Source organism: Limnohabitans parvus II-B4, from assembly GCF_003063455.1.
In the GTDB taxonomy this organism is placed as follows: domain Bacteria; phylum Pseudomonadota; class Gammaproteobacteria; order Burkholderiales; family Burkholderiaceae_C; genus Limnohabitans_A; species Limnohabitans_A parvus.
The window spans coordinates 164,796-186,631 of sequence record NZ_NESN01000002.1 but is presented as its reverse complement, the minus strand read 5'-3'; the positions used below and the strand labels follow the sequence as shown (position 1 = coordinate 186,631).

General features: G+C 61.7%; 22 protein-coding genes. 20 read left to right on the top strand and 2 right to left on the bottom strand.

The genetic code is table 11. The annotated features are described in order from the left end of the window. Nucleotides 1–14: 14 nt before the first annotated feature. The 5 genes from glyQ to B9Z37_RS05450 all read left to right on the top strand — a co-directional run bounded on the left by glyQ (nucleotide 15) and on the right by B9Z37_RS05450 (nucleotide 5,383). Entirely contained in the window at nucleotides 15–920 is a 906-nt protein-coding gene (gene glyQ / locus B9Z37_RS05470; RefSeq protein WP_089952531.1) for a glycine--tRNA ligase subunit alpha, read from the top strand. A gap of 11 nt (nucleotides 921–931) precedes the next feature. Further along, on the top strand, nucleotides 932–3,064 hold the full coding sequence (gene glyS / locus B9Z37_RS05465) for a glycine--tRNA ligase subunit beta (protein WP_108312040.1): 2,133 nt from the start codon (nucleotides 932–934) through the stop codon (nucleotides 3,062–3,064). Between the two features lie 13 nt (nucleotides 3,065–3,077). Beyond that, nucleotides 3,078–3,650: a D-glycero-beta-D-manno-heptose 1,7-bisphosphate 7-phosphatase gene (gmhB, locus tag B9Z37_RS05460; protein WP_108312039.1), complete on the top strand. Its 573-nt coding sequence runs from the start codon at nucleotides 3,078–3,080 to the stop codon at nucleotides 3,648–3,650. Between the two features lie 13 nt (nucleotides 3,651–3,663). After that, nucleotides 3,664–4,413, top strand: a complete 750-nt coding sequence (locus tag B9Z37_RS05455) for a lysophospholipid acyltransferase family protein (RefSeq protein WP_108312038.1) — start codon at nucleotides 3,664–3,666, stop codon at nucleotides 4,411–4,413. Nucleotides 4,414–4,486: 73 nt separating this feature from the next. Further along, the gene (locus B9Z37_RS05450; RefSeq protein ID WP_338066581.1) at nucleotides 4,487–5,383 is read left to right on the top strand and encodes a M48 family metallopeptidase; all 897 of its coding nucleotides are present in this window, start codon (nucleotides 4,487–4,489) and stop codon (nucleotides 5,381–5,383) included. Here B9Z37_RS05450 and B9Z37_RS05445 read toward each other — a convergent pair. Then, entirely contained in the window at nucleotides 5,374–6,498 is a 1,125-nt protein-coding gene (locus tag B9Z37_RS05445) for an MBL fold metallo-hydrolase (RefSeq protein ID WP_108312036.1), read from the bottom strand. The two genes, B9Z37_RS05450 and B9Z37_RS05445, sit on opposite strands and share 10 nt — an antisense overlap. Nucleotides 6,499–6,630: 132 nt before the next feature. On the opposite strand from B9Z37_RS05445, the gene B9Z37_RS05440 reads away from it, so the two are divergent. The 10 genes from B9Z37_RS05440 to B9Z37_RS05395 all read left to right on the top strand — a co-directional run bounded on the left by B9Z37_RS05440 (nucleotide 6,631) and on the right by B9Z37_RS05395 (nucleotide 14,213). After that, nucleotides 6,631–7,035, top strand: coding sequence for a MerR family transcriptional regulator (locus tag B9Z37_RS05440; protein WP_108312035.1), 405 nt, complete (start codon nucleotides 6,631–6,633; stop codon nucleotides 7,033–7,035). A 98-nt stretch (nucleotides 7,036–7,133) separates the two neighbouring features. Then, nucleotides 7,134–7,568: a PaaI family thioesterase gene (locus B9Z37_RS05435; RefSeq protein ID WP_108312034.1), complete on the top strand. Its 435-nt coding sequence runs from the start codon at nucleotides 7,134–7,136 to the stop codon at nucleotides 7,566–7,568. Nucleotides 7,569–7,629: 61 nt separating this feature from the next. Beyond that, a complete protein-coding gene (locus B9Z37_RS05430; RefSeq protein ID WP_108312033.1) occupies nucleotides 7,630–8,811 on the top strand; it encodes an isovaleryl-CoA dehydrogenase in 1,182 nt (393 codons plus the stop codon). A gap of 46 nt (nucleotides 8,812–8,857) precedes the next feature. Further along, nucleotides 8,858–9,514: a carbonate dehydratase gene (gene can, locus B9Z37_RS05425; protein WP_108312529.1), complete on the top strand. Its 657-nt coding sequence runs from the start codon at nucleotides 8,858–8,860 to the stop codon at nucleotides 9,512–9,514. A gap of 101 nt (nucleotides 9,515–9,615) precedes the next feature. Then, entirely contained in the window at nucleotides 9,616–10,797 is a 1,182-nt protein-coding gene (locus tag B9Z37_RS05420; protein WP_108312032.1) for an acetyl-CoA C-acyltransferase, read from the top strand. A gap of 91 nt (nucleotides 10,798–10,888) precedes the next feature. After that, entirely contained in the window at nucleotides 10,889–11,566 is a 678-nt protein-coding gene (locus B9Z37_RS05415; protein ID WP_108312031.1) for an SDR family oxidoreductase, read from the top strand. Nucleotides 11,567–11,586: 20 nt separating this feature from the next. Further along, nucleotides 11,587–12,714, top strand: a complete 1,128-nt coding sequence (locus B9Z37_RS05410) for an acyl-CoA dehydrogenase family protein (protein ID WP_108312030.1) — start codon at nucleotides 11,587–11,589, stop codon at nucleotides 12,712–12,714. Between the two features lie 12 nt (nucleotides 12,715–12,726). Then, entirely contained in the window at nucleotides 12,727–13,158 is a 432-nt protein-coding gene (locus tag B9Z37_RS05405) for a rhodanese-like domain-containing protein (protein WP_108312029.1), read from the top strand. Further along, nucleotides 13,158–13,547 carry a YchJ family protein gene (locus B9Z37_RS05400; protein WP_108312028.1) on the top strand — a complete coding sequence of 130 codons (390 nt, stop codon included), beginning with the start codon at nucleotides 13,158–13,160 and terminating at the stop codon, nucleotides 13,545–13,547. Before B9Z37_RS05405 ends, B9Z37_RS05400 begins: the two co-directional genes overlap by 1 nt. Nucleotides 13,548–13,565: 18 nt before the next feature. After that, the gene (locus B9Z37_RS05395) at nucleotides 13,566–14,213 is read left to right on the top strand and encodes an HAD family hydrolase (protein WP_108312528.1); all 648 of its coding nucleotides are present in this window, start codon (nucleotides 13,566–13,568) and stop codon (nucleotides 14,211–14,213) included. Nucleotides 14,214–14,244: 31 nt separating this feature from the next. On the opposite strand, the gene B9Z37_RS05390 is transcribed toward B9Z37_RS05395, so the two are convergent. Then, nucleotides 14,245–15,288, bottom strand: a complete 1,044-nt coding sequence (locus tag B9Z37_RS05390) for an AraC family transcriptional regulator (protein WP_108312027.1) — start codon at nucleotides 15,286–15,288, stop codon at nucleotides 14,245–14,247. A gap of 134 nt (nucleotides 15,289–15,422) precedes the next feature. On the opposite strand from B9Z37_RS05390, the gene B9Z37_RS05385 reads away from it, so the two are divergent. The 5 genes from B9Z37_RS05385 to B9Z37_RS05365 all read left to right on the top strand — a co-directional run bounded on the left by B9Z37_RS05385 (nucleotide 15,423) and on the right by B9Z37_RS05365 (nucleotide 21,834). Beyond that, on the top strand, nucleotides 15,423–17,030 hold the full coding sequence (locus B9Z37_RS05385; protein WP_108312527.1) for a carboxyl transferase domain-containing protein: 1,608 nt from the start codon (nucleotides 15,423–15,425) through the stop codon (nucleotides 17,028–17,030). 10 nt (nucleotides 17,031–17,040) lie between these two features. After that, nucleotides 17,041–17,820, top strand: a complete 780-nt coding sequence (locus tag B9Z37_RS05380) for an enoyl-CoA hydratase/isomerase family protein (protein ID WP_108312026.1) — start codon at nucleotides 17,041–17,043, stop codon at nucleotides 17,818–17,820. Between the two features lie 8 nt (nucleotides 17,821–17,828). Further along, entirely contained in the window at nucleotides 17,829–19,826 is a 1,998-nt protein-coding gene (locus tag B9Z37_RS05375) for an acetyl-CoA carboxylase biotin carboxylase subunit (RefSeq protein WP_108312025.1), read from the top strand. A 162-nt stretch (nucleotides 19,827–19,988) separates the two neighbouring features. Beyond that, nucleotides 19,989–20,909 carry a 2-hydroxyacid dehydrogenase gene (locus B9Z37_RS05370; protein WP_108312024.1) on the top strand — a complete coding sequence of 307 codons (921 nt, stop codon included), beginning with the start codon at nucleotides 19,989–19,991 and terminating at the stop codon, nucleotides 20,907–20,909. Between the two features lie 16 nt (nucleotides 20,910–20,925). Continuing rightward, nucleotides 20,926–21,834, top strand: coding sequence for a hydroxymethylglutaryl-CoA lyase (locus B9Z37_RS05365; RefSeq protein ID WP_108312023.1), 909 nt, complete (start codon nucleotides 20,926–20,928; stop codon nucleotides 21,832–21,834). Nucleotides 21,835–21,836: the final 2 nt, after the last annotated feature.

Here is a 21,836-nt window from a genome sequence, read left to right as displayed (position 1 = left end):
GCAACGCTTCGGCCATGTTGACCTTCCAGCAAATCATTCTCAAATTGCAGCAATACTGGGACGCCCAGGGTTGCGCCTTGCTCCAGCCCTACGACATGGAAGTCGGTGCGGGCACCAGCCACACCGCCACGTTCTTGCGCGCCATCGGCCCCGAGCCATGGAAGGCCGCCTACGTGCAGCCCAGCCGCCGCCCCAAAGATGGCCGCTATGGCGAAAACCCCAACCGCCTGCAGCACTACTACCAGTTTCAGGTCGTTTTGAAGCCTGCACCCAGCAACATCCTCGAGCTCTACCTGGGCTCGCTCGAAGCGCTGGGCTTTGACCTGAAGAAAAACGACATCCGCTTCGTCGAAGACGATTGGGAAAACCCGACGCTCGGCGCCTGGGGCCTGGGCTGGGAAGTCTGGCTCAACGGCATGGAAGTGACCCAGTTCACCTACTTCCAACAAGTGGGCGGCATCGACTGCAAACCGATCACGGGTGAGATCACCTATGGCCTGGAACGCCTGGCCATGTACCTGCAAGGCGTGGACAACGTCTACAACCTGCAATGGACCGACGGTTTGACCTACGGCGATGTGTACAAGCAAAACGAAGTCGAGCAGTCGACTTATAACTTCGAGCACAGCGACGCCGAGTTCTTGTTCACCGCCTTTGGTGCGCACGAAAAGCAAGCCCAGCACCTCATGGGCGCGCAGCTGGCGCTGCCCGCCTACGAGCAAGTGCTCAAGGCCGCGCACACCTTCAACCTGCTGGACGCGCGCGGCGCGATCAGCGTGACCGAACGCGCAGCCTACATCGGCCGCATCCGCAATCTGGCCCGCAGTGTGGCCCAGAGCTATTACGAAAGCCGCGAACGTCTGGACTTCCCGATGGCCCCGCGTGAATGGGTTGCTCAAATGCCCAAGAAAGCAGCGTGAGGGAGAACGACATGACGACACAAAATCTGCTGGTAGAACTGTTTGTGGAAGAGCTGCCGCCCAAGGCGCTCAACAAGTTGGGTGCGGCCTTTTCGGGCGTGCTGGCCGAACAACTCAAGGCCCAAGGCCTGGCCGCTGCCGACGCAGTGGTGACGGCATTCGCCTCGCCTCGCCGTCTGGCTGCCCATGTGCGCGGCGTCCTGGCGCAGGCCGCCGACAAAGCGGTTCAGCAAAAGCTGATGCCTGTGGCTGTGGGCTTGGACGCAGCTGGCAACGCGACACCTGCACTGTTGAAAAAACTGCAAGCCTTGGGCGCAGACGTGAGCGACCCGGCTGCCGCTGTGGCCGCGCTCAAGCGCGCACCCGACGGCAAGGCCGACGCCTTGTTTTACGACAGCGTGGTCAAGGGCGCGACCTTGGCTGCTGGCCTGCAAAAGGCGCTCGATGAAGCCTTGGCCAAACTGCCGATTCCCAAAGTCATGCAGTACCAGCTGGAAACCGACTGCGAGTTGCCCGGCTGGAGCAGCGTCAATTTTGTGCGCCCCGCGCACAGCCTGATCGCCCTGCACGGCAGTACCGTGGTGCCGGTCAAGGCGCTGGGCCTGACGGCGGGCAACAGCACGCAAGGTCACCGCTTTGAAGCCAAGGTCTCGCCCGTGGTTTTGCCGCACGCCGACCAGTACGACGACGTGCTCAAGCGCGACGGCTCGGTCATTGCCAGCTTTGCCGAGCGCCGAGCCGAGATCGTGCGCCAGCTGAACGCGGCAGCCGCCGAGGTGGGCAACGGCGCCCGTCCGATCGAAGACGAGGCCCTGCTGGACGAAGTGACCGCGCTGGTCGAGCGACCCAATGTGCTGACTTGCCAGTTCGAGACCGAGTTCTTGGATGTGCCGCAGGAGTGCCTGATCCTCACGATGAAGGCCAACCAGAAATACTTCCCGCTGATCGATGCCTCGGGCAAGCTGACGAACCGCTTCTTGGTGGTGAGCAACATCACCCCTGACGACGCATCGTTTGTGATCGGCGGCAACGAGCGCGTGGTGCGCCCGCGCCTGGCCGATGCCAAATTCTTCTTCGATCAGGACCGCAAAAAGACGCTTGAATCGCGCGTCGAAGGCCTGTCCAAGGTGGTCTATCACAACAAGCTGGGCACGCAGGGCGAGCGCATGGCGCGGGTTTGCGCCATCGCCAAGGCCATTGGCCAACAAGTGGGCGGTGACGCCCTGGCGCAGCAAGCCGAGCAGGCCGCCCGCCTGGCCAAGACCGATTTGCTGACCGACATGGTGGGTGAATTCCCAGAGCTGCAAGGCATCATGGGTGGCTATTACGCCCGCCACGACGGCCAGTCCACCGAAGTGGCCGAGGCGATTGAAGACCACTACAAGCCGCGCTTTGCGGGCGACGAGTTGCCGCGCAACAATGTGGGCCTGGTGGTGGCGCTGGCCGACAAGCTCGAAACCCTGGTCGGCATGTTCGGCATTGGCAACGTACCCACGGGCGACAAAGACCCGTTCGCGCTGCGCCGTCATGCCTTGGGCGTGATCCGCATGCTGATCGAAAAAGACGTGGCGCTGGGCTTGCCCGAATTGTTGGCCCTCTCCACGCCCGTGTTCGGCGACAAGATTTCGGGCAACGCCGATGCGCTGATCGACTTCATTTACGACCGCCTGTCTGGCAGCTTGCGCGAGCAAGGCTTCAGCGCGCAAGAGGTCGATGCCGTTATGGCCCTGCGTCCGGCCCGCTTGGGTCAGGTCAACCAGTTCCTGTCGGCCGTGCGCGCCTTTGCTGCCCTGCCCGAAAGCCCCGCTTTGGCTGCTGCCAACAAGCGCATCGGCAACATCCTGAAAAAAGCCGGGGAGGTGGACGCGCATGTGAACACAGCCTTGCTGCAGGAAGACGCCGAGAAAAACCTCTACGCCGTCATGCAAAAGCTGTTGCCCGAATCCGAGGCGCAGTTCAAGGCCGGTGACTACACCGCCAGCTTGCAAACCTTGGCCGCGCTGCGCGCGCCGGTCGATGCCTTCTTTGACGACGTGATGGTCAACGCCGAAGAAATGGACCTGCGCCTGAACCGCCAGGGCCTGCTCAAAAGCCTGCACGTGGCGATGAACCGCGTGGCCGACTTGTCGCGTTTGGCTGCTTGATCCCGCAACGGCCATGCAAATCAAACTCGTCATTCTGGACCGCGATGGCACCATCAACCGGGCCAGTGACGAGTTCGTCAAGTCCCCTGATGAATGGCACCCCTTGCCTGGCGCGCTGGAGTCCATCAGTCGCCTGAACCATGCCGGTTTTCACGTGGTTTTGGCGACCAACCAGTCGGGCTTGGGTCGTGGCTTGTTTGACATGGCGGCGCTGAATGCGGTGCATGGGCACATGCTGAAAAATCTGGCCGCAGCTGGCGGGCGCATTGACGCCATTTTTTATTGCCCGCACGCGCCGGACGAAGGCTGTGCCTGCCGCAAACCAGCGCCCGGTTTGTTGATGCAGATTCAGGAGCGTTACGGCATCGATTTGGCGGGGGTGCCTTATGTGGGTGACAGCTTGCGTGACATGGAGGCTGCGCAGGCCGCCGGGTGTGCGCCGCACCTCGTGCTGACGGGACGCCACCCTGACATGCAGAACCAGGCTTTGCCACCGAAGTTCCCGGCCAACACCCGAGTGCACGCCGACCTGGCTGCCTTTGTGGATCACCTCTTGGGTGATGCTTCTTCCATGTCTCAGCTCTGAATCGCCATACGCCATGAATTTTCTTCGCTCGATCGCTCACCTTGTCTGGATGACCATCACGGTCATCCCTTGGGCGCTGTTTGTGGTCGTCATCTCTTACTTTGTCAGCAGCACACGCCTGTACTGGATTTGTGCCGCATGGCTGCGTCTGGCGGTGAACAGCGGCACTTGGATTCTGGGCATTCAAAACCGCATTCAGGGCATGGAAAACCTGCCTCAAGGCAGCAAAGACCCGGCGGTCTTGCTGGTCAAACACCAGTCCACCTGGGAGACCTTTGTCATGCCTGCGATCATGCCGCACCCGCTGGCCTATGTGTTCAAGAAAGAGCTGCTCAGTGTGCCGTTTTTTGGCTGGGCCATGGGCCGCTTGGACATGATCCACATTGACCGCAAGCAGCGCTCGCGCGCCTTTGCCAAAGTGGTGCAGCAAGGCCGCCGCCTGATGGAAGAGGGCGTTTGGGTGATCATGTTTCCGGAGGGCACGCGCATTCCTCGGGGCCAAAAAGGCGAGTACAAAAGCGGTGGCGCACGCTTGGCCATCGCAGCCGGTGTGCCCGTCATCCCGATTGCGGTCACATCGGCCCGCTGCTGGCCGACACGTGCGTTCGTGAAGACCCCCGGCGTGGTGGACATCTCGATCGGCAAAGCCATCTCCAGTGAAGGTCGCAGTGCTGAAGAGTTGATGCTGGAAGTCGAGATCTGGATCGAGTCCGAAATGCACCGCCTCGACCCCGAGGCTTATCCGCAATCCGTGGTCCACTGAGGCCCGGGGCAGGCAAACCATGCGTGCGCCTTTGCAATTTGTGCTGGATTTTTTCACGGGGGGAGATCCCGTGATGCCAGCGTCCGGTCGTGCGTCCGGGCCTGCACAGACCATACCCGCCACGCCAGCCCCATCGCAACGGGATGCGGATGCGCCGCCGTCAGACCACCGTTCTCCTGTGGTTGATTCGGGCTTGGCCGCAGGCGCGCTTGTTCCTGTTTCCTCTGGCTTCACACACCCCGCAGCCAACCGCCATGCGCAGTTGCAAGAGGTGCTGGTGTCTTACCGTTTTGAGCGCTCGCGTCGCAAGAGCATCGGCTTCATGGTGGGCGCCGATGGCTTGGTGGTGCGCGCGCCCAACTGGGTGCCGCTGCGCGAGGTGGATGCCGCCGTGCAGGAAAAAGGGGCCTGGATCGTGGCCAAGCTGCAGCAGTTCAAAGAGCGGCAGACCGAGCAATTCCAAAAAGCCATCGAGTGGCGCCATGGCGCCGAGGTGCCTTTTTTGGGGCGCACGGTTCAGCTGTGTGTGCTCGAGCGCGGCGTGGGCCGGGTGTTGGGGCAAGACATTCCACCGGATCAGGTGTTGCCTGTCACGGTGCCGCCAGGGGCTTCGGTGACCCAGGTGCGCGATGCTGCGCAGGTGTGGCTCAAGAAGCAGGCCAAAGCTTTGTTTGAGCAGCGTCTGCACCACTTTGCCCCCCTGCTGGGTGTGCGCTGGCAAAAGCTCAGCCTGTCGAGTGCCAGCACCCGTTGGGGCAGTGCGCGCAACGATGGTCACATCCGCCTCAATTGGCGGCTGATCCACTTGCCCATCAGCCAGATCGACTATGTGGTGGTGCACGAGCTGGCGCACTTGCGCGAGATGAACCACAGCCCCCGCTTTTGGGAAACCGTGGGTGAGGTCATGCCGGACTACGCACAGCGGCGCAAAGCCCTTCGGCAAGCGCCTGTGGACTTGGCTCAGGATTGAGCGGTGCTGAAACGGTAAATGCCGTCAGTGCCGCGATAGCGTGCCAGTCGGCCAGCCAGCCAAAGCAAATTCAGATGGGCCACGGCTTCGCCCATGGCAAAGGTGGTCTGGTGGACATCCAGAGCGCGTCTGAAAATCAAAGGCAGTGCATCGTGCGCGCTGAGCGCCTGCTGGCTGCAGGCTTCCAGCAATTCGCTCAAACGCTCGTCATGGTGGGCGCGCAATTGCGCAATGCGGCTGGCAGCCCCTTTGAATGGCCGCCCGTGCGAGGGCAGGATCAGCGTCTCGTCCGGCAGGTGGGCCATTTTGTCCAGCGAGTCCAGAAACAGCTGCAGCGGGTTGCTGTCGGGCTCCATGGCGTACACGCTGACGTTGGTGGAAATCGAGGGCAGCAACATGTCGCCGCTGATCAGCAGCTGGTGGTGGGCATCGTGCAAAGCCATGTGCTCAGGTGAATGGCCAAAGCCGCTGATGCATTGCCAGGTTCGCTCGCCGATTTTGACCGGTGCGCCCGCCATGAGACGCACGAAACTGGGCGGTATCTTGGGCACCATGCTGGGGTAGTAGCCCACGCGTGAGGTGACCACGGCCAATTCGTCGGGTTTGATCCAGCCGTGGGCGGCAAAGAATTTCACGGTCGCGTCGCCACCAAAGTTGGATTGACCGCTGCAAGCCAGCATGGCCGATTGGTATTCGCTGGTGCTGATCCACAAAGGCGCTTGCCAGCGTTCACACAGCCAATGCGCCAGGCCCATGTGGTCCGGATGCATGTGGGTCACCAGCACGCGCAGGATGGGCAGATCTTGCAGCACCGATTGCGCCACCTGCAGCCAGGCCTCTCGTGTGGCCGGGTTGTCGATCCCGCAGTCCACCGCCGTCCAGCCCTCTTGCATCACGCCCGCTTCTGTGGGGTGGGGCATGCGGTCGCGCAATAACCACAAGTTGATGTGGTTCAGCGCAAAGGGCAGGCCCATGCGCAACCAGAAAATGCCTGGCGCCACCTCGGTGGCTGAACCCGAGGCGGGCAACTGTTCGCCCAGGGGGTAGTGCAGAGGTGGGGTTTGGACGCTGGCCTTTGGTCGATGCATCACGGGGGCTGTGGGCAATGTGGACATGCGTCAGGTGGTTTGGGTTAGCATTCGGATCATTGACGTTAACGTTAACGTCAAACATGAAATCACATTCTAGGGGGCGGTTTTTGACCCAGCTGTCTCCGTTGCGCAAGCAAGCGAAGGACCCTCCACGCCATGGCGAACACGTACACGATCAGCGATCTGGCCCAGGAATTTGACCTGACCACCCGCGCCATCCGTTTTTACGAAGACATGGGTTTGCTCGAGCCCGAGCGCTCCGGTCCGGGTGGGCGCAACCGGGTTTATTCGGCCAGGGACCGCACCCGCCTGAAGCTGACGCTCAGGGCCAAACGCCTGGGCTTGTCGCTCACCGAGGCCAAGGACCTGATCGACATGTACGACAGTCCGCGTGACACGGGCCCTCAGCTCAAGAAATTTCTGGTGGTGCTGGCCGAGCACCGCCGCCAGCTCGAATCGCAACTGGCCGACCTGCAGGCGACGCTGGACGAGGTCAAAACCCACGAAAAAGAGACCCGCAGTTTGCTGAACAAGGCGTCCAAAGCCACAAATCCCGCTTGAATTCGGCGCAGACAAGGCGTGCATTTGGGTGTTTTCCTGATTGACGTTTACGTAAACGTCAATTAAAGTTCTGCCCTGAACTGCTTTCAGGATTTCATGTGACCACAGCCCCATCTCCTCATGAGCGCGTAGCCCTCAGCCTGGCCCGTCAAGGCATGATGACCCACTTGGGCGTGCGCTTGGTGTCGGCCACGCCCGGGCAGGTTGAGTTGGCCCTGTCCTACAGCGACAAGCTCACCCAGCAGCAAGGTGGCTTCCATGGTGGCGCCATTGGCGCACTGGCGGACATTGCCGGCGGCTACGCCGCTCTCACGGTGGCGCCCGAGGGCATGGAGGTGGTCACCGTGGAATACAAAATCAATTTTCTGAACAGTTTGCAGGGGGGCGAAATTCGCGCCATCGGCAAAGTGCTCAAAGCGGGACGTCGCGTCATCGTCACGTCGGCAGAGGTGGTTCACATCGATGCCGATGGCAAAACATCGCCCTGCGCGGTGATGCAGCAGACCGTGGCACCCGTTCCCCAAACGTATTAACCCCTGTTTCAAGACGCAGCGTAGCGCGCTGAACCTCAAAAGACCCCCACAAGGAGACCCCATGAACAACCTGCCCGGCCTGAATTTCCAACTCGGTGAAGACATCGACGCCCTGCGCGACGCGGTGCGTGACTTCGCCCAATCCGAAATCGCCCCCCGCGCCGCCGAGATCGACAAGAGCGACCAGTTCCCGATGGACCTGTGGCGCAAGATGGGCGACTTGGGCGTACTGGGCATCACCGTGGGCGAGGAATACGGCGGTGCCAACATGGGTTATCTGGCGCACATGATCGCGATGGAAGAAATCTCGCGTGCCAGCGCCTCTGTGGGTCTGAGCTATGGCGCGCACTCCAACCTGTGCGTGAACCAGATCAAGCGCAACGGCACGCCCGAACAACGCGCCAAATACCTGCCCAAGTTGATCAGCGGCGAGCATGTGGGGGCATTGGCCATGTCCGAACCTGGCGCGGGCTCCGACGTGCTGAGCATGAAACTCAAGGCCGAAGACAAGGGCGGTTACTACCTGCTCAACGGCTCCAAAATGTGGATCACCAACGGCCCTGACGCCGACACCTTGGTGGTCTATGCCAAGAGCGAACCAGAACTCGGTGCGCGGGGCGTGACGGCCTTTTTGATCGAAAAGGGCATGAAGGGTTTTTCGATTGCGCAAAAGCTCGACAAGCTGGGTATGCGCGGTAGCCACACGGGCGAGCTGGTGTTCAACAACGTCGAAGTGCCCGAAGCCAATATTTTGGGTGGCCTGAACAACGGTGCCAAGGTGCTGATGAGTGGCCTGGACTACGAACGCGCCGTGCTCACGGGCGGTCCGCTGGGCATCATGCAGTCCGTCATGGACAACGTGATCCCCTATATCCACGACCGCAAGCAGTTTGGCCAAAGCATTGGCGAGTTCCAACTGATCCAGGGCAAAGTGGCCGACATGTACACCGTGCTGCAAGCCGGTCGCAGCTTCGCCTACACCGTGGCCAAGAACCTGGACCTGCTGGGTGCCGAGCATGTGCGTCAGGTGCGCAAAGACTGCGCCAGCGTCATTTTGTGGACGGCCGAAAAAGCCACTTGGATGGCGGGCGAGGGCGTGCAGATTTTTGGCGGCAACGGGTACATCAACGAATACCCGCTGGGTCGTCTCTGGCGCGATGCCAAGTTGTACGAAATCGGCGCGGGCACCAGCGAAATCCGCCGCATGCTGATCGGCCGCGAGCTGTTTGCCGAAACCTGCTGAAATCCGCAGTCATCAAAAGTTTTTGCTGCACTGCGACAATGACCGCATGAGCACCTCACTACAGCACCTTTTTGACAACAACCGGGCCTGGGCCGAACGCATGGTTCAGGAGAACCCGGCGTATTTCTCGCGCCTGGCGAATCAGCAGAACCCCAAATATTTGTGGATCGGCTGCTCGGACAGCCGTGTGCCCGCCAACCAGATCACCGGGCTGGACCCGGGCGAGGTGTTTGTGCACCGCAACGTGGCCAACGTGGTGGTGCATTCCGACCTGAACGCCTTGTCGGTCATCCAGTATGCGGTCGATGCCCTCAAGGTCGAGCACATCATGGTGGTCGGCCACTACGGCTGCGGCGGTGTGCTGGCCGCCACCAGGGGCACCCGCGTGGGCTTGGCCGACAACTGGCTGCGCCATGTGCAAGACGTGCGCCTGCGCCACCGCCAACGCCTGAACCATTTGCCGCAAGAAGAGCTTGAATCGGTCATGTGCGAGATGAACGTGATTGAGCAGGTGGGCAATGTGGCCCTGTCCAACGTCATGCAAGACGCCTGGAGCCGTGGCCAGAAGGTCACCGTGCACGGCTGGATTTATGGCCTGGACAATGGTCTGGTCAAAGACTTGGGCGTGACCATGAGCAACGCCAGTGAAGTGGTCAATGTGTTCCGCAGCGCTTTCAAGCGTTATCCACGCGGCGGCATGTGAAGCCGATGACGGACATGCGCGGCGTACACCTTCAGGCATCTTCCCTTCGTGGCTTCAGCCAGCGAAAGTTGATTTCTTTTTGAGTTTTTTGGAGAACCCCCATGTCCGATCCCATCGTCATCGTCAGCGCTGCCCGCACCCCTATGGGCAGCTTTCAAAGCGACTTCGCCAGCCTGGCCGCCCATGACCTGGGTGGCGCAGCCATCAAGGCGGCCGTCGAGCGTGCCGGTATCAGCCCGGAACTCGTCACCGAAGTGCTGTTTGGCAACTGCCTGATGGCAGGCCAGGGCCAGGCCCCTGCGCGCCAAGCCGCTTTCAAGGGCGGTTTGCCCAAGAGCGCGGGTGCGGTGACCCTGTCCAAGATGTGCGGCTCGGGCATGCGTGCAGCCATGTTCGCGCACGACATGCTGGTCGCTGGCACGCACGACGTGCTGGTGGCCGGGGGCATGGAGAGCATGACCAATGCACCGTATTTGATGCTCAAAGGCCGCAGCGGCTACCGCATGGGCCACGACCGCATCTTTGACCACATGATGCTCGACGGCCTGGAAGACGCTTACGAGCCCGGCCGCAGCATGGGCACTTTTGGCGAAGATTGCGCTGCCAAATACAGCTTCACCCGCGCCGAGCAAGACCACTTTGCCACCACCAGCGTGCAGCGCGCCAAAGCCGCCACCGAGTCGGGCGCGTTTGCCACCGAGATCACGCCTGTGACGGTGAAAGACCGCAGCGGCGAGCGCGTGGTGTCCATCGACGAAGGCCCGGGCAAAGTCAAACTCGATAAGATCACCAGCCTCAAACCTGCCTTCAAGAAAGATGGCACCATCACCGCCGCCAGCAGCTCGTCCATCAACGACGGCGCGGCCGCCATGGTGCTGATGCGCGAAAGCACCGCTGCCAAGCTGGGTTGTAAGCCGCTGGCCCGCATCGTGAGCCACGCCACCCACGCGCAAGAGCCCGAGTGGTTTGCCACCGCCCCGGTGGGCGCGACGCAAAAAGCGCTGGCCAAAGCCGGCTGGAAGGTCGAAGACGTCGATCTGTGGGAAGTCAACGAAGCCTTTGCCGTGGTGCCCATGGCGCTGATGAAAGAGCTGAACGTGTCGCACGACAAGGTCAACGTGAATGGCGGCGCCTGCGCATTGGGCCACCCGATTGGCGCGTCCGGTGCCCGCATCATGGTCACGCTGATCCACGCGCTCAAGGCCCGTGGCCTCAAGAAGGGTCTCGCCACGCTGTGCATCGGCGGCGGCGAAGGCACGGCGGTGGCGCTGGAACTCGTGTGATGTTCCCTGTAGGTCGGAGCTTCAGCTCCGACATCTTTCTTTCAGAGGCACATGTCGGGGCTAAAGCCACCGACCTACAAGACGCGGCAACATGAACACCGTCCTCCTCATCGGCGCCTCACGCGGCATCGGCCACGAGCTGGCCCGTCAGTACTTCGCAGACGGCTGGCGCGTGATCGCCACCGCGCGTTCTGATGAGGGGCTTGCCAGTCTCAAGGCCTTGGGCGTGCAAACCTTGCGCCTGGATGTGGCCAACCCAGCCAGCAACTCGGGACTGTCCTGGCAGCTGGACGGCGAAAAAATCGACCTGGCCCTTTATGTGGCCGGTGCCATGGACCGCGCCAGTGCCAACACGCCGCCCACCCGCGACAGTTTTGACGGCGTCATGCACACCAACGTGATGGGTGCGATGCAGGTCATCCCCCAGGTCGTGCCCATGGTGCAGGAGACGCATGGCGTGATCGCTTGCATCAGCTCGGTCATGGGCAGCCTGCAAGAGACCACCAGCGGCAATGCCGCGCTTTACCGCGTGAGCAAGGCGGCGCTCAACATGGTGGTGCGTTGTACACAGGCCGAGCAACCCGACATCACCGTGCTGGCCATCCACCCCGGCTGGGTGCAGACCGATATGGGTGGCGAACAAGCGCCCCTGACGCCCGAGCAAAGCGCGAGCAGCCTGCGCCAGACCCTGAGCCAAGTGCTTGAACAACGCGACCCGAAACACCGAGGCGCATTTTTGAACCACGACGGCCAGCCGCTGCCGTGGTGAACCGATAAAGAAAGACCGACATGCTGTTGACCTCTGACCAGGAAATGATCCGCGACGCCGTGCGCGACTTTGCCCAGCGCGAGTTGTGGCCCCATGCCGCTGAGTGGGACAAAAAACACCACTTTCCCAAAGGCGTGCACAAGGGCCTGGCCGAGCTGGGTGCGTATGGCATTTGTGTGCCCGAAGAGCTGGGCGGCGCGGGCCTGGACTATGTGACGCTGGCGCTGGTGCTCGAAGAGATCGCGGCCGGTGACGGCGGCACCAGCACCGTGATCAGCGTGACCAATTGTCCCGTGAACGCCATCTTGATGAAGTTTGGCAACGCACAGCAAAAGAAGCAGTGGCTCGAACCACTGGCGCGCGGTGAGATGCTGGGCGCGTTCTGCCTGACCGAGCCGCATGTGGGCAGCGATGCATCGTCTTTGCGCACGACGGCGGTGAAAGACGGCGACAGCTACGTCATCAACGGCGTCAAACAGTTCATCACCAGTGGCAAGAACGGAGACGTGGCCATTGTGATTGCCGTGACCGACAAGGGCGCAGGCAAAAAGGGCATGAGCGCCTTCCTCGTGCCGACCAACGCCCCGGGCTATGTGGTGGCGCGCCTCGAAGACAAGCTGGGCCAGCACAGCAGCGACACCGCACAGATCAACTTTGACAACTGCCGCATCCCGGCCGAGAACCTGATTGGCAAAGAAGGCGAGGGCTATGGCATTGCCCTGGGCGGCCTGGAAGGCGGTCGCATCGGCATCGCCGCGCAAAGCCTGGGCATGGCCCGCAGTGCGCTCGAAGTCGCCATCGACTACGCCAAGCAGCGCGAGAGCTTTGGCACCGCCATCTTCAACCACCAGGCGGTGGGTTTTCGCCTGGCCGAATGCGCCACGCAGCTCGAAGCGGCCCGCCAGCTGATCTGGCATGCGGCCAGCCTGCGCGACGCAGGACGCCCTTGCCTGAAGGAAGCCGCCATGGCCAAGCTGTTTGCCAGCGAAGTGGCCGAAAAGGTATGTTCTGCCGCCATCCAGACGCTGGGTGGTTACGGCTATGTGAGCGACTTCCCGGTCGAGCGCATCTACCGCGATGTGCGCGTGTGCCAGATCTACGAAGGCACCAGCGACGTGCAAAAAATCATCATCCAGCGGGCGCTGTAAGAGGAGCCCGGCATGCCCATTACCAAAGGTTTTCAGGCGCTGGTTGACGAAGCCATGGCCCAGGTCACCACCTACAGCGTGGACGAGGTCCGTGCCCGGTTGACTGACCCGAAAGTGCAGATCGTCGACATCCGCGATCCACGCGAGTTGGAACGCGAAGGCACGCTCCCCGGCGCCTTGCTCGCGCCACGTGGCATGCTCGAATTCTGGGTCGACCCCGAGTCGCCGTACTTCAAGCCCGTGTTCGCTGACGAAAGCAAGGAGTTCATCCTGTTTTGTGGTGCGGGCTGGCGCAGCGCACTGGCCACCAAAACCCTGCAAGACATGGGCATGACCAACGTGGCCCACATCGACGGCGGTTACGCCGCCTGGAAGCAGGCCCACGCCCCCATGGTCACACTGGAGCAGCACAAAGCCGAAAGCGCTTCGCGCAAAAGCCATTGATGGCATCGCCTTGTCCCTGCGGCCGCACCACCCCCAAAGGCCAAGCACTGAGCTTTGACGCGTGCTGCGGCCCATGCCACGCCAAGCAAAACGCACCCGATGCCGAAAGCCTGATGCGCTCGCGCTACAGCGCTTTTGTGCGCGGTGACGCGCCGTATTTGCTGGCCACTTGGCACAGCAGCCAACGGCCCGCCACGCTGGAGTTGGACGCTGGTGCCAAATGGCTAGGGCTTCAGATCAAGCAGCGCCGCACTACGGGCCAGGACACCGCCGAAGTCGAGTTCATCGCCCGCTTTCGCGTGGGCGGCAAGGCCATCCGCCAGCACGAACGCAGCCGCTTTGTGCGCGAAGACGGTCGCTGGTTTTATGTGGATGGTGACGTGCTCTGAGCACTTATGATTCGTCGCATGAACTTTGAAGCCATCCTTTTTGACTGCGACGGTGTGCTGGTGGACAGCGAAGCCATCACCTGCGGCGTGCTGCGTGACATGTTTGAAGAGCAAGGCTGGCGCATGACGCTGGGTGAGTGCATGCAGCGCTTTGTCGGGCACACCGTCAAAAGCCAGCGCGACACCATCGAGGCGCATACCGGGCAGCCGCTGACCGATGCCTGGTTGGAGCAGTTTTTTGCCCGTCGCAATGAGCGTTTGACGCAAAACGTCACAGCCATCGACGGTGTGCACGATGCAGTGGCGCATTTGCATGACCACTGCCAGGGCCGCATCGCGGTGGCTTCAGGGGCGGACCGCTTCAAGGTCGAGATGATGCTCAAACAAGTGGGTTTGATGGACTTTTTTCAAGGCCGAATTTTCAGCGGCCACGAAATGGCCCGCAGCAAACCGCACCCCGATGTGTATTTGGCCGCCGCAGCACATTTGCAAATCGACCCGGCACGCTGTCTGGTGATCGAAGACAGCACCGTGGGCATCACGGCGGGTGTGGCGGCTGGCGCGACCGTGTGGGCCTATGCCGCGCCACTGGTAGACCATGCGCCATTGCTGCAGGCAGGGGCGCAACGGGTGTTTGCCGGCATGCACGAATTGCGGCTGGCTTGAACAAGGTGGCTTAGGCGTCAGTCGGGGCTGTTCAGTGTGTCTTGGTCGATCTGAACTCTTCGGGCGTCTGTCCCGTCCAGGTCTTGAACGCCCGCATGAAGCTTTTTTCGTTTTGAAACCCCACCTCTGAAGCAATCTGTTTGATGCCACGCGATGTGCGCAGCAGCAGGTCGATGGCCAGGTCCCGGCGCACAGCGTCTTTCAGCTGTTGCAGGCTGGCGCCTTCTTCCTTGAGTTGGCGGTGCAGTGTGCGTGCCGACAGGTTCAGCCAAGCGGCCAGGTCATCGGCATTGCGACTGTGTTCGGGGTGCTCGGCCAGGGTCTGTCGCACTTTTTCGACCAGCATGCGGTCGCGCCGGTAGGGGCGTACCGTGAGCAACAAGGCGCGTTTGAGCATGCGTTGCAAAGCAGCTTCGTCGCGGCGCACCGGCAGGTTCAGGTAGCCCGCATCAAACTGCAGGCTGTGCAGGGGAGCGTTGAATTGGCTTGGCCCGTCAAAAAGCACGCGGTAACTGTTCGCGTGTGGCGGCGATGCAAAGCGCAAGGTGGTTTGCAGCAGTGGAATGCGCGAGTCGGTCAGCCAGCAGGCCACGCCCAGCGCGTTGCGCAGCACCGAGACTACACAAAATTCCTGCAATGCGCCCAAGTCTCGGTGTTCGTGCAGTTCAAGACGTGCCACGCCATGCTCTTGGGTGATTTGCAAATGGATGTCGTCGGTCAACAGGCCGTGGTGGCGACACCAGCGTTGCAAGGCCACACCCAAGTTGGGTGCGGTCAGCGACGCGCGCACCAGCATGCCGTAGCTGCCCCAAGGCAAGCGGCGGCTGAACCAGCCCAGGGCTTCGTCGTCCAGCGCTTTCATGGCGGTGGCGGACAGCCATTCCATTTGCGTGGCGGTGATGCGTGCGTCTGCCTGGTTCAGTAAGTTTGGCGCAATTTGTGCCTCGTTCAGCGCCATCGACGGGTCCATGTCGCGCTGTGTATAGGCTGTCACTATGGCTTTGGCAAAAGCCATCGGCGTTTCGGCGCGGCCTGTCGTGTTCGGGCTGGGGAGGGCACTGATTGCGGTATTCATTGTGGCGATGATTGTGGCACGATTTGCAACCTCATTGACGCCATGCAAGACGCCTGCAGGCGGTAAGCTGGCAGGCATTGCACGTTTGATGCGCTGCTTGGCTTGGCCGAGTGGCGCGCTGCCAAGGAAGCACCATGACCGTTTTGTACTCCCAACTGAACCCGCGTTCCGCCGATTTTCAGCACAACGCCGCTGCCATGCGCGGCTTGGTTGACGACCTGCGCACCCACCTAGAGCGCGTGGCGCAAGGTGGTGGCGAGGCTCCTCGCGCCAAACACACAGCCCGCGGCAAGCTGCTGCCGCGTGACCGTGTGCAAATGCTGCTCGACCCCGGCACGCCCTTCCTCGAAGTCGCGCCGCTGGCTGCGCTCAACATGTACAACAACGACGCGCCCAGCTCGGGCGTGATCGTGGGCATTGGCCGTGTCAGCGGGGTGGACTGCATGATCGTGTGCAACGACGCCACGGTGAAGGGCGGCACCTACTACCCCATGACGGTGAAGAAGCATTTGCGTGCCCAAGAGATTGCGCAGCAAAACCACCTGCCTTGTATTTATCTGGTGGACTCGGGTGGTGCCAACTTGCCCAACCAGGACGAGGTCTTTCCTGATCGTGACCACTTTGGCCGTATCTTTTTCAACCAAGCCAATATGAGTGCGCAAGGCATCGCGCAGATCGCGGTGGTCATGGGCTCGTGCACAGCGGGCGGCGCGTATGTGCCTGCGATGAGCGACGAGACCATCATCGTCAAGAACCAAGGCACCATCTTTTTGGGTGGCCCGCCGTTGGTCAAAGCCGCTACGGGTGAAGTGGTGAGCGCCGAAGACTTGGGTGGTGGCGATGTGCACACGCGCCTGTCCGGCGTGGCCGACCATTTGGCGCAAAACGACCTGCACGCCTTGTCTTTGGCTCGTCAAGCGGTGAAGAATTTGAATGCGCAAAAGGCCCCCAATATCGCGACACACGACCCCGTGCCGCCCAAGTTCGATGCGCAAGAGCTGTATGGCGTGATCCCGACCGACACGCGCAAGCCTTTTGATGTGCGCGAAATCATCGCCCGCATCGTCGATGGCTCGGAGTTTGACGAATTTAAATCGCGCTTTGGCACCACCTTGATTTGCGGCTTTGCCCGCATCGAAGGCATGCCCGTGGGCATCATCGCCAACAACGGCATCTTGTTCAGCGAGTCGGCTTTGAAGGGGGCACACTTCATCGAGCTGTGCTGTCAGCGCAAGATCCCGTTGGTGTTTTTGCAGAACATCACGGGCTTCATGGTCGGCCGCAAGTACGAAAACGAAGGCATCGCCCGCAACGGCGCGAAGATGGTCACGGCCGTGGCCACGGCCGCTGTGCCGAAGTTCACCATCATCATTGGCGGCAGCTTTGGCGCGGGCAACTACGGCATGTGTGGCCGCGCATACAGCCCCCGCTTTTTGTGGATGTGGCCCAACGCCCGCATCAGCGTCATGGGCGGCGAGCAGGCGGCCAGCGTCTTGGCCACGGTCAAGCGCGACGGCATTGAAGGCAAGGGCGGCCAGTGGAGCATGGAAGAAGAAGAGGCTTTCAAAGCGCCGATCAAGCAGCAATACGAAGATCAAGGCCACCCTTATTACGCCACCGCCCGCATCTGGGACGACGGCGTGATCGACCCGGCCGACACCCGACGCGTGTTGGCGCTGGGCCTGTCGGCCTCGCTCAATGCCCCGATCCCTGAAACGAAGTTCGGCCTGTTCCGGATGTGAAGGGGGTCGCATGAGTGCTCTGAAAATTTCCACCCAAGGTGGCGTGCACACCATCACGCTGTCGCGCCCGGATGTGCGCAACGCCTTCAACGATGAGGTCATTGCCGAGCTGAAAAAAGCTTTTGTGGCGGTGGCGCAAGACAGCGCTGTGCGTTGCGTAGTCCTGGCCGCCGAGGGCCCTGCTTTTTGCGCAGGCGCAGACCTCAACTGGATGCGTCGCATGGCCGACTACACCCGCGCCGAAAACCTGGCCGATGCGGGCGAGCTGGCTGCCATGCTGCGCGCTATCTACGCATGCCCCCAGCCGACCATCGCCCGCGTGCAGGGCGATGTGTATGCCGGTGGCATGGGTCTGGTGGCTGCGTGTGACATGGCGGTGAGCGTGGACACGGCGAACTATTGCCTGAGCGAGGTCAAGCTGGGCCTGATTCCGGCGACCATCAGCCCCTATGTGATCCGAGCCATGGGCGCACGCGCAGCGCACCGCTACTTTTTGACGGCCGAGCGCTTTGGTGCGGACGAGGCTCACCGTATCGGGCTGGTGCACGAGGTGGTGACTGCCGATGTGCTGGACGGGAAAGTGGCCGAGCTGACGCAGGCGCTGGTGAACGCCAGCCCCAACGCTGTGCGTGCCTGCAAGAAGCTGGTGCAAGACGTGGCCGAACGCGAGATCAACGATGCGTTGGTGGCGCAGACGGTGGCGGGTATCGCCGACATCCGTTCAAGTGCTGAGGGCAAAGAAGGCGTGCAGTCTTTCTTGCAAAAACGCAAACCAAATTGGTTGGGCTAAGGAAAAACATGTTCAAAAAAATACTGATCGCCAACCGTGGCGAAATCGCGTGCCGCGTTGCGGCCACTGCCCGTCGGATGGGCATCCAAACCGTGGCTGTTTATTCAGACGCCGACACCGGGGCCAAGCATGTGCAAGCCTGCGACGAAGCGGTGCATGTGGGCGGCTCTGCGCCCAAGGACAGCTACCTGCAGTGGCAACGCATTTTGGAAGCCGCCAAGGCCACCGGGGCTGAGGCGGTTCACCCCGGCTACGGCTTTTTGAGCGAGAACGAAGACTTTGCCAAGGCCTGCGCCGCCGCAGGTCTGGTGTTCATCGGCCCGCCTGCCTCGGCGATTTTGGCGATGGGCCTCAAAGCCGAATCCAAGCGCCTGATGGAAGCCGCCGGTGTGCCGCTGGTGCCCGGTTACCACGGGGCCGACCAAGACCCGGCACTGCTGCAGCGTGAGGCCGACCGCATCGGTTACCCCGCCCTGATCAAGGCCAGCGCGGGTGGTGGCGGCAAAGGCATGCGCGTGGTCGAAAAGTCCGAAGACTTTGCCGCAGCGCTGGCTTCGTGCAAACGCGAAGCCATCAACAGCTTTGGCAGCGACGCGGTGCTGATCGAAAAATATGTGCAGCGTCCGCGCCACATTGAGATTCAGGTGTTTGGCGACACGCAGGGCAACTGTGTGTACCTGTTCGAGCGCGATTGCTCTGTGCAGCGCCGCCATCAGAAAGTGCTGGAAGAAGCCCCGGCCCCCGGCATGACCGAAGCCCTGCGTGCGCAAATGGGCGCGGCCGCTGTGGCTGCGGCTAAAGCGGTGAACTATGTGGGTGCGGGCACGGTGGAATTCATCGTGGAGCAAACGGCGTATGACCAGCCCGAATCCATGAAGTTCTTCTTCATGGAGATGAACACGCGTTTGCAGGTGGAGCATCCTGTGACCGAAGCCATCACCGGGCTCGATTTGGTGGAATGGCAACTGCGTGTGGCCAGTGGCGAGCCATTGCCCTTGCAGCAAAGTGAAATCCGCATGACGGGCCACGCCATCGAGGCGCGCATTTGCGCCGAAAACCCCGACAACAACTTCTTGCCTGCGACCGGTACGCTGCAGGTTTATCGCAAGCCGCAAGCTGCCAGTTTCGAGCGAAGCACGATTCGCATTGACGATGGCGTTCGCGAGGGCGACACCATCAGCCCGTTTTACGACTCCATGGTGGCCAAACTCATCGTGCACGGTGACACCCGCGAGCAAGCCTTGGCACGTCTGGACACTGCGTTGGCACAAACCCACATCGTGGGCCTGAACACCAACGTGCAGTTCCTGCGCCATGTGGTGCGCAGCCAGGCCTTTGTCGCCGCTCAGCTGGACACCGCACTCATTCAGCGCGAAAGCGCTGTGCTGTTCAAACAAGACCCGGTGGGCCTACAGGCCGCTGCAGCAGCGGTGATTGCCAACGCCTTGCAGGCCGAAGCCGCCGCCCAGGGCGCCGACCCGTTCAGCCGCCGCGACGGCTGGCAATCGCACGGCAACACACGCCGCCGATTTGAGCTGGAGTACGACGGCCAGCCCGTGCGTGCGGTGCTCACCTATGGTCCGCAGCTGTTGCTGCAAGTGGGTGAGGGCGCAGAAAGCGTCTTTCTGTTCACGCCCCAAGGTGATGGCCTGTGGGTGCAGTTCAACGGTCAACGCACCCACAGCACGGTGCATGCACAAGGTGAAACCTGCCATGTGTTCACCCCACAAGGGGCCACGCGCATCGGCCTGCTCGACCCGCTGGCCCATGCCGGTGAGACTGCGCAAGAAGGCGGACGCCTGACGGCACCCATGCCGGGCAAGGTCGTGTCGTTTGCCGTGAAGGCCGGTGACAAAGTCAAAGCGGGTCAGCCGCTGGCGGTGATGGAGGCCATGAAGATGGAGCACACCATCAGCGCGCCCAAAGACGGCACCGTGGCCGAACTGTTGTACGCCCCTGGCGACCAGGTCGCCGACGGGGCCGAGCTGCTCAAACTGGCGGTGTGAAGCGCTGGCCTGCAAGCTATGGCCAGCAGCAGACCACAAGCGCCCGAATCGCCAGCAGGGCTGGCTCCTACGAGGTCAAAGGTATTTGTAGGAGCTTGCCCTGCAAGCGATGCGCTAACCCATGCGACATCGCGGGCTTGGCCTTGCTGACAAAATCACCCCATGAAAATCACCATCTGTTTCGCCGGCCTGTCACCAGAGCCTTGGGTGCAGGGCCTGCAACAAGCTTTTCCGCAGGCTGAAGTTGATGCATGGGCACCGGGCGTCCCCCAAGCTGACCACGCCATTGTCTGGGCCCCGCCCCAGCAGTTCATCGACGAACAGCGCGGCCTGAAAACGCTGTTCAACATTGGCGCAGGCGTGGACGCCTTGCTGCAGCTGAAATTGCCGCCAAGCCTCAAGGTGGTGCGGCTGGACGACGCGGGCATGTCGGTGCAGATGGCCGAATACGTGTGCCATGCGGTGATCCGACACTTTCGCGAGTTCGATGGCTACGACGCCGACATCAACTCGGGTAAATGGTCCTACCGCAAGCCGCGCAGCCGGGCCGATTTTGCGGTCGGCGTCATGGGCCTGGGCGTGCTGGGCGAGCGTGTGGCCAAAGCGCTGCAGGTGTTTGAATTCCCGGTCAACGGCTACAGCCGCAGTGCCAAAGACCTGCCCGGTATCCGCTGCTTCAGCGGGGCGCAGGGCTTGCCCGAATTCCTGGCGTCCACACGCGTGCTGGTCAACCTGATGCCGCTCACGCCTGAGACCCAAAACATCCTGAACAAAACCACCCTCTCGCAGCTGCAGCCCGGCGGCTACCTCGTCAACGTGGCCCGAGGCAAGCACCTGGTGGAAGAAGACCTGATCTCCCTGATCGACAGCGGACACATGGCCGGTGCCACGCTCGACGTGTTTCGCACCGAGCCCTTGCCTGCGGACCATGAGTTCTGGAAACACCCAAAGATCACGGTCACACCACACACCTCTGCCCGCACCTTGCGTGAAGAAAGCATCTCGCAAATCGTGGGCAAAATTCAGGCTTTGCAGCGCGGCGAACCGATCAACGGCATCGTGAACCACCAGCGCGGCTATTGAGCAGAAAGAGAACACCATGCCCATTCCCCAACGCGTTCAACTCATCGATGTCGGCCCTCGCGACGGCTTGCAAAACGAAAAACAGCCTGTGCCCGCTGCGGTCAAGATCGAGCTGGTGCACCGCTTGCAGGCCGCAGGCCTGACCGAGATCGAGATCACCAGTTTTGTCAGTCCCAAATGGGTGCCGCAGATGGCCGACAACGGTGAGGTGATGGCGGGTATCCAGCGCCAGAGCGGCGTGCGCTATTCGGTGCTCACGCCCAACCTGCAAGGCTTTGAGGCGGCCCTCCAAACACGGCCTGACGAGATCGTGGTTTTTGGTGCGGCCAGCGAAGCCTTCAGCCTCAAAAACATCAATTGCTCGATCGCCGAGAGCATCGAGCGCTTTGCCCCCGTGGTGCAGGCGGCGCTGGCCGCAGGCATCGCGGTGCGCGGGGCCATGAGCTGCACGGTGGGCTGTCCTTACGAGGGCGATGTGGCGCCCGAGCGCGTGGCTTATCTGGCGGGCCTCATGAAGCAGATTGGCGTGCAGCGCGTGGACGTGGCTGACACGATTGGCGTGGGCACCCCACTCAAGGTGCAAAAAGCCATTCAGGCAACGCAGCAGCATTTCGGTGTGGACCACATTTGCGGCCACTTTCATGACACCTACGGACAGGCCTTGTCCAACACGCTGGCCGCGTTGCAAATGGGCGTCTGGAATTTCCAGTCATCGGTTGCGGGCTTGGGTGGCTGCCCCTATGCGAAGGGGGCCACCGGCAATGTGGCGACCGAAGACGTGGTCTACCTGTTGCACGGCATGGGCATTGAAACGGGCATCGACCTTGACAAACTGATCGATGCAGGTGCGTTCATCAGCGATTTTCTGGGCCGACCCTCCGGTTCGCGTGTGGCCAAAGCCATCCTCAACAAGCGGGCGGGCTGAGC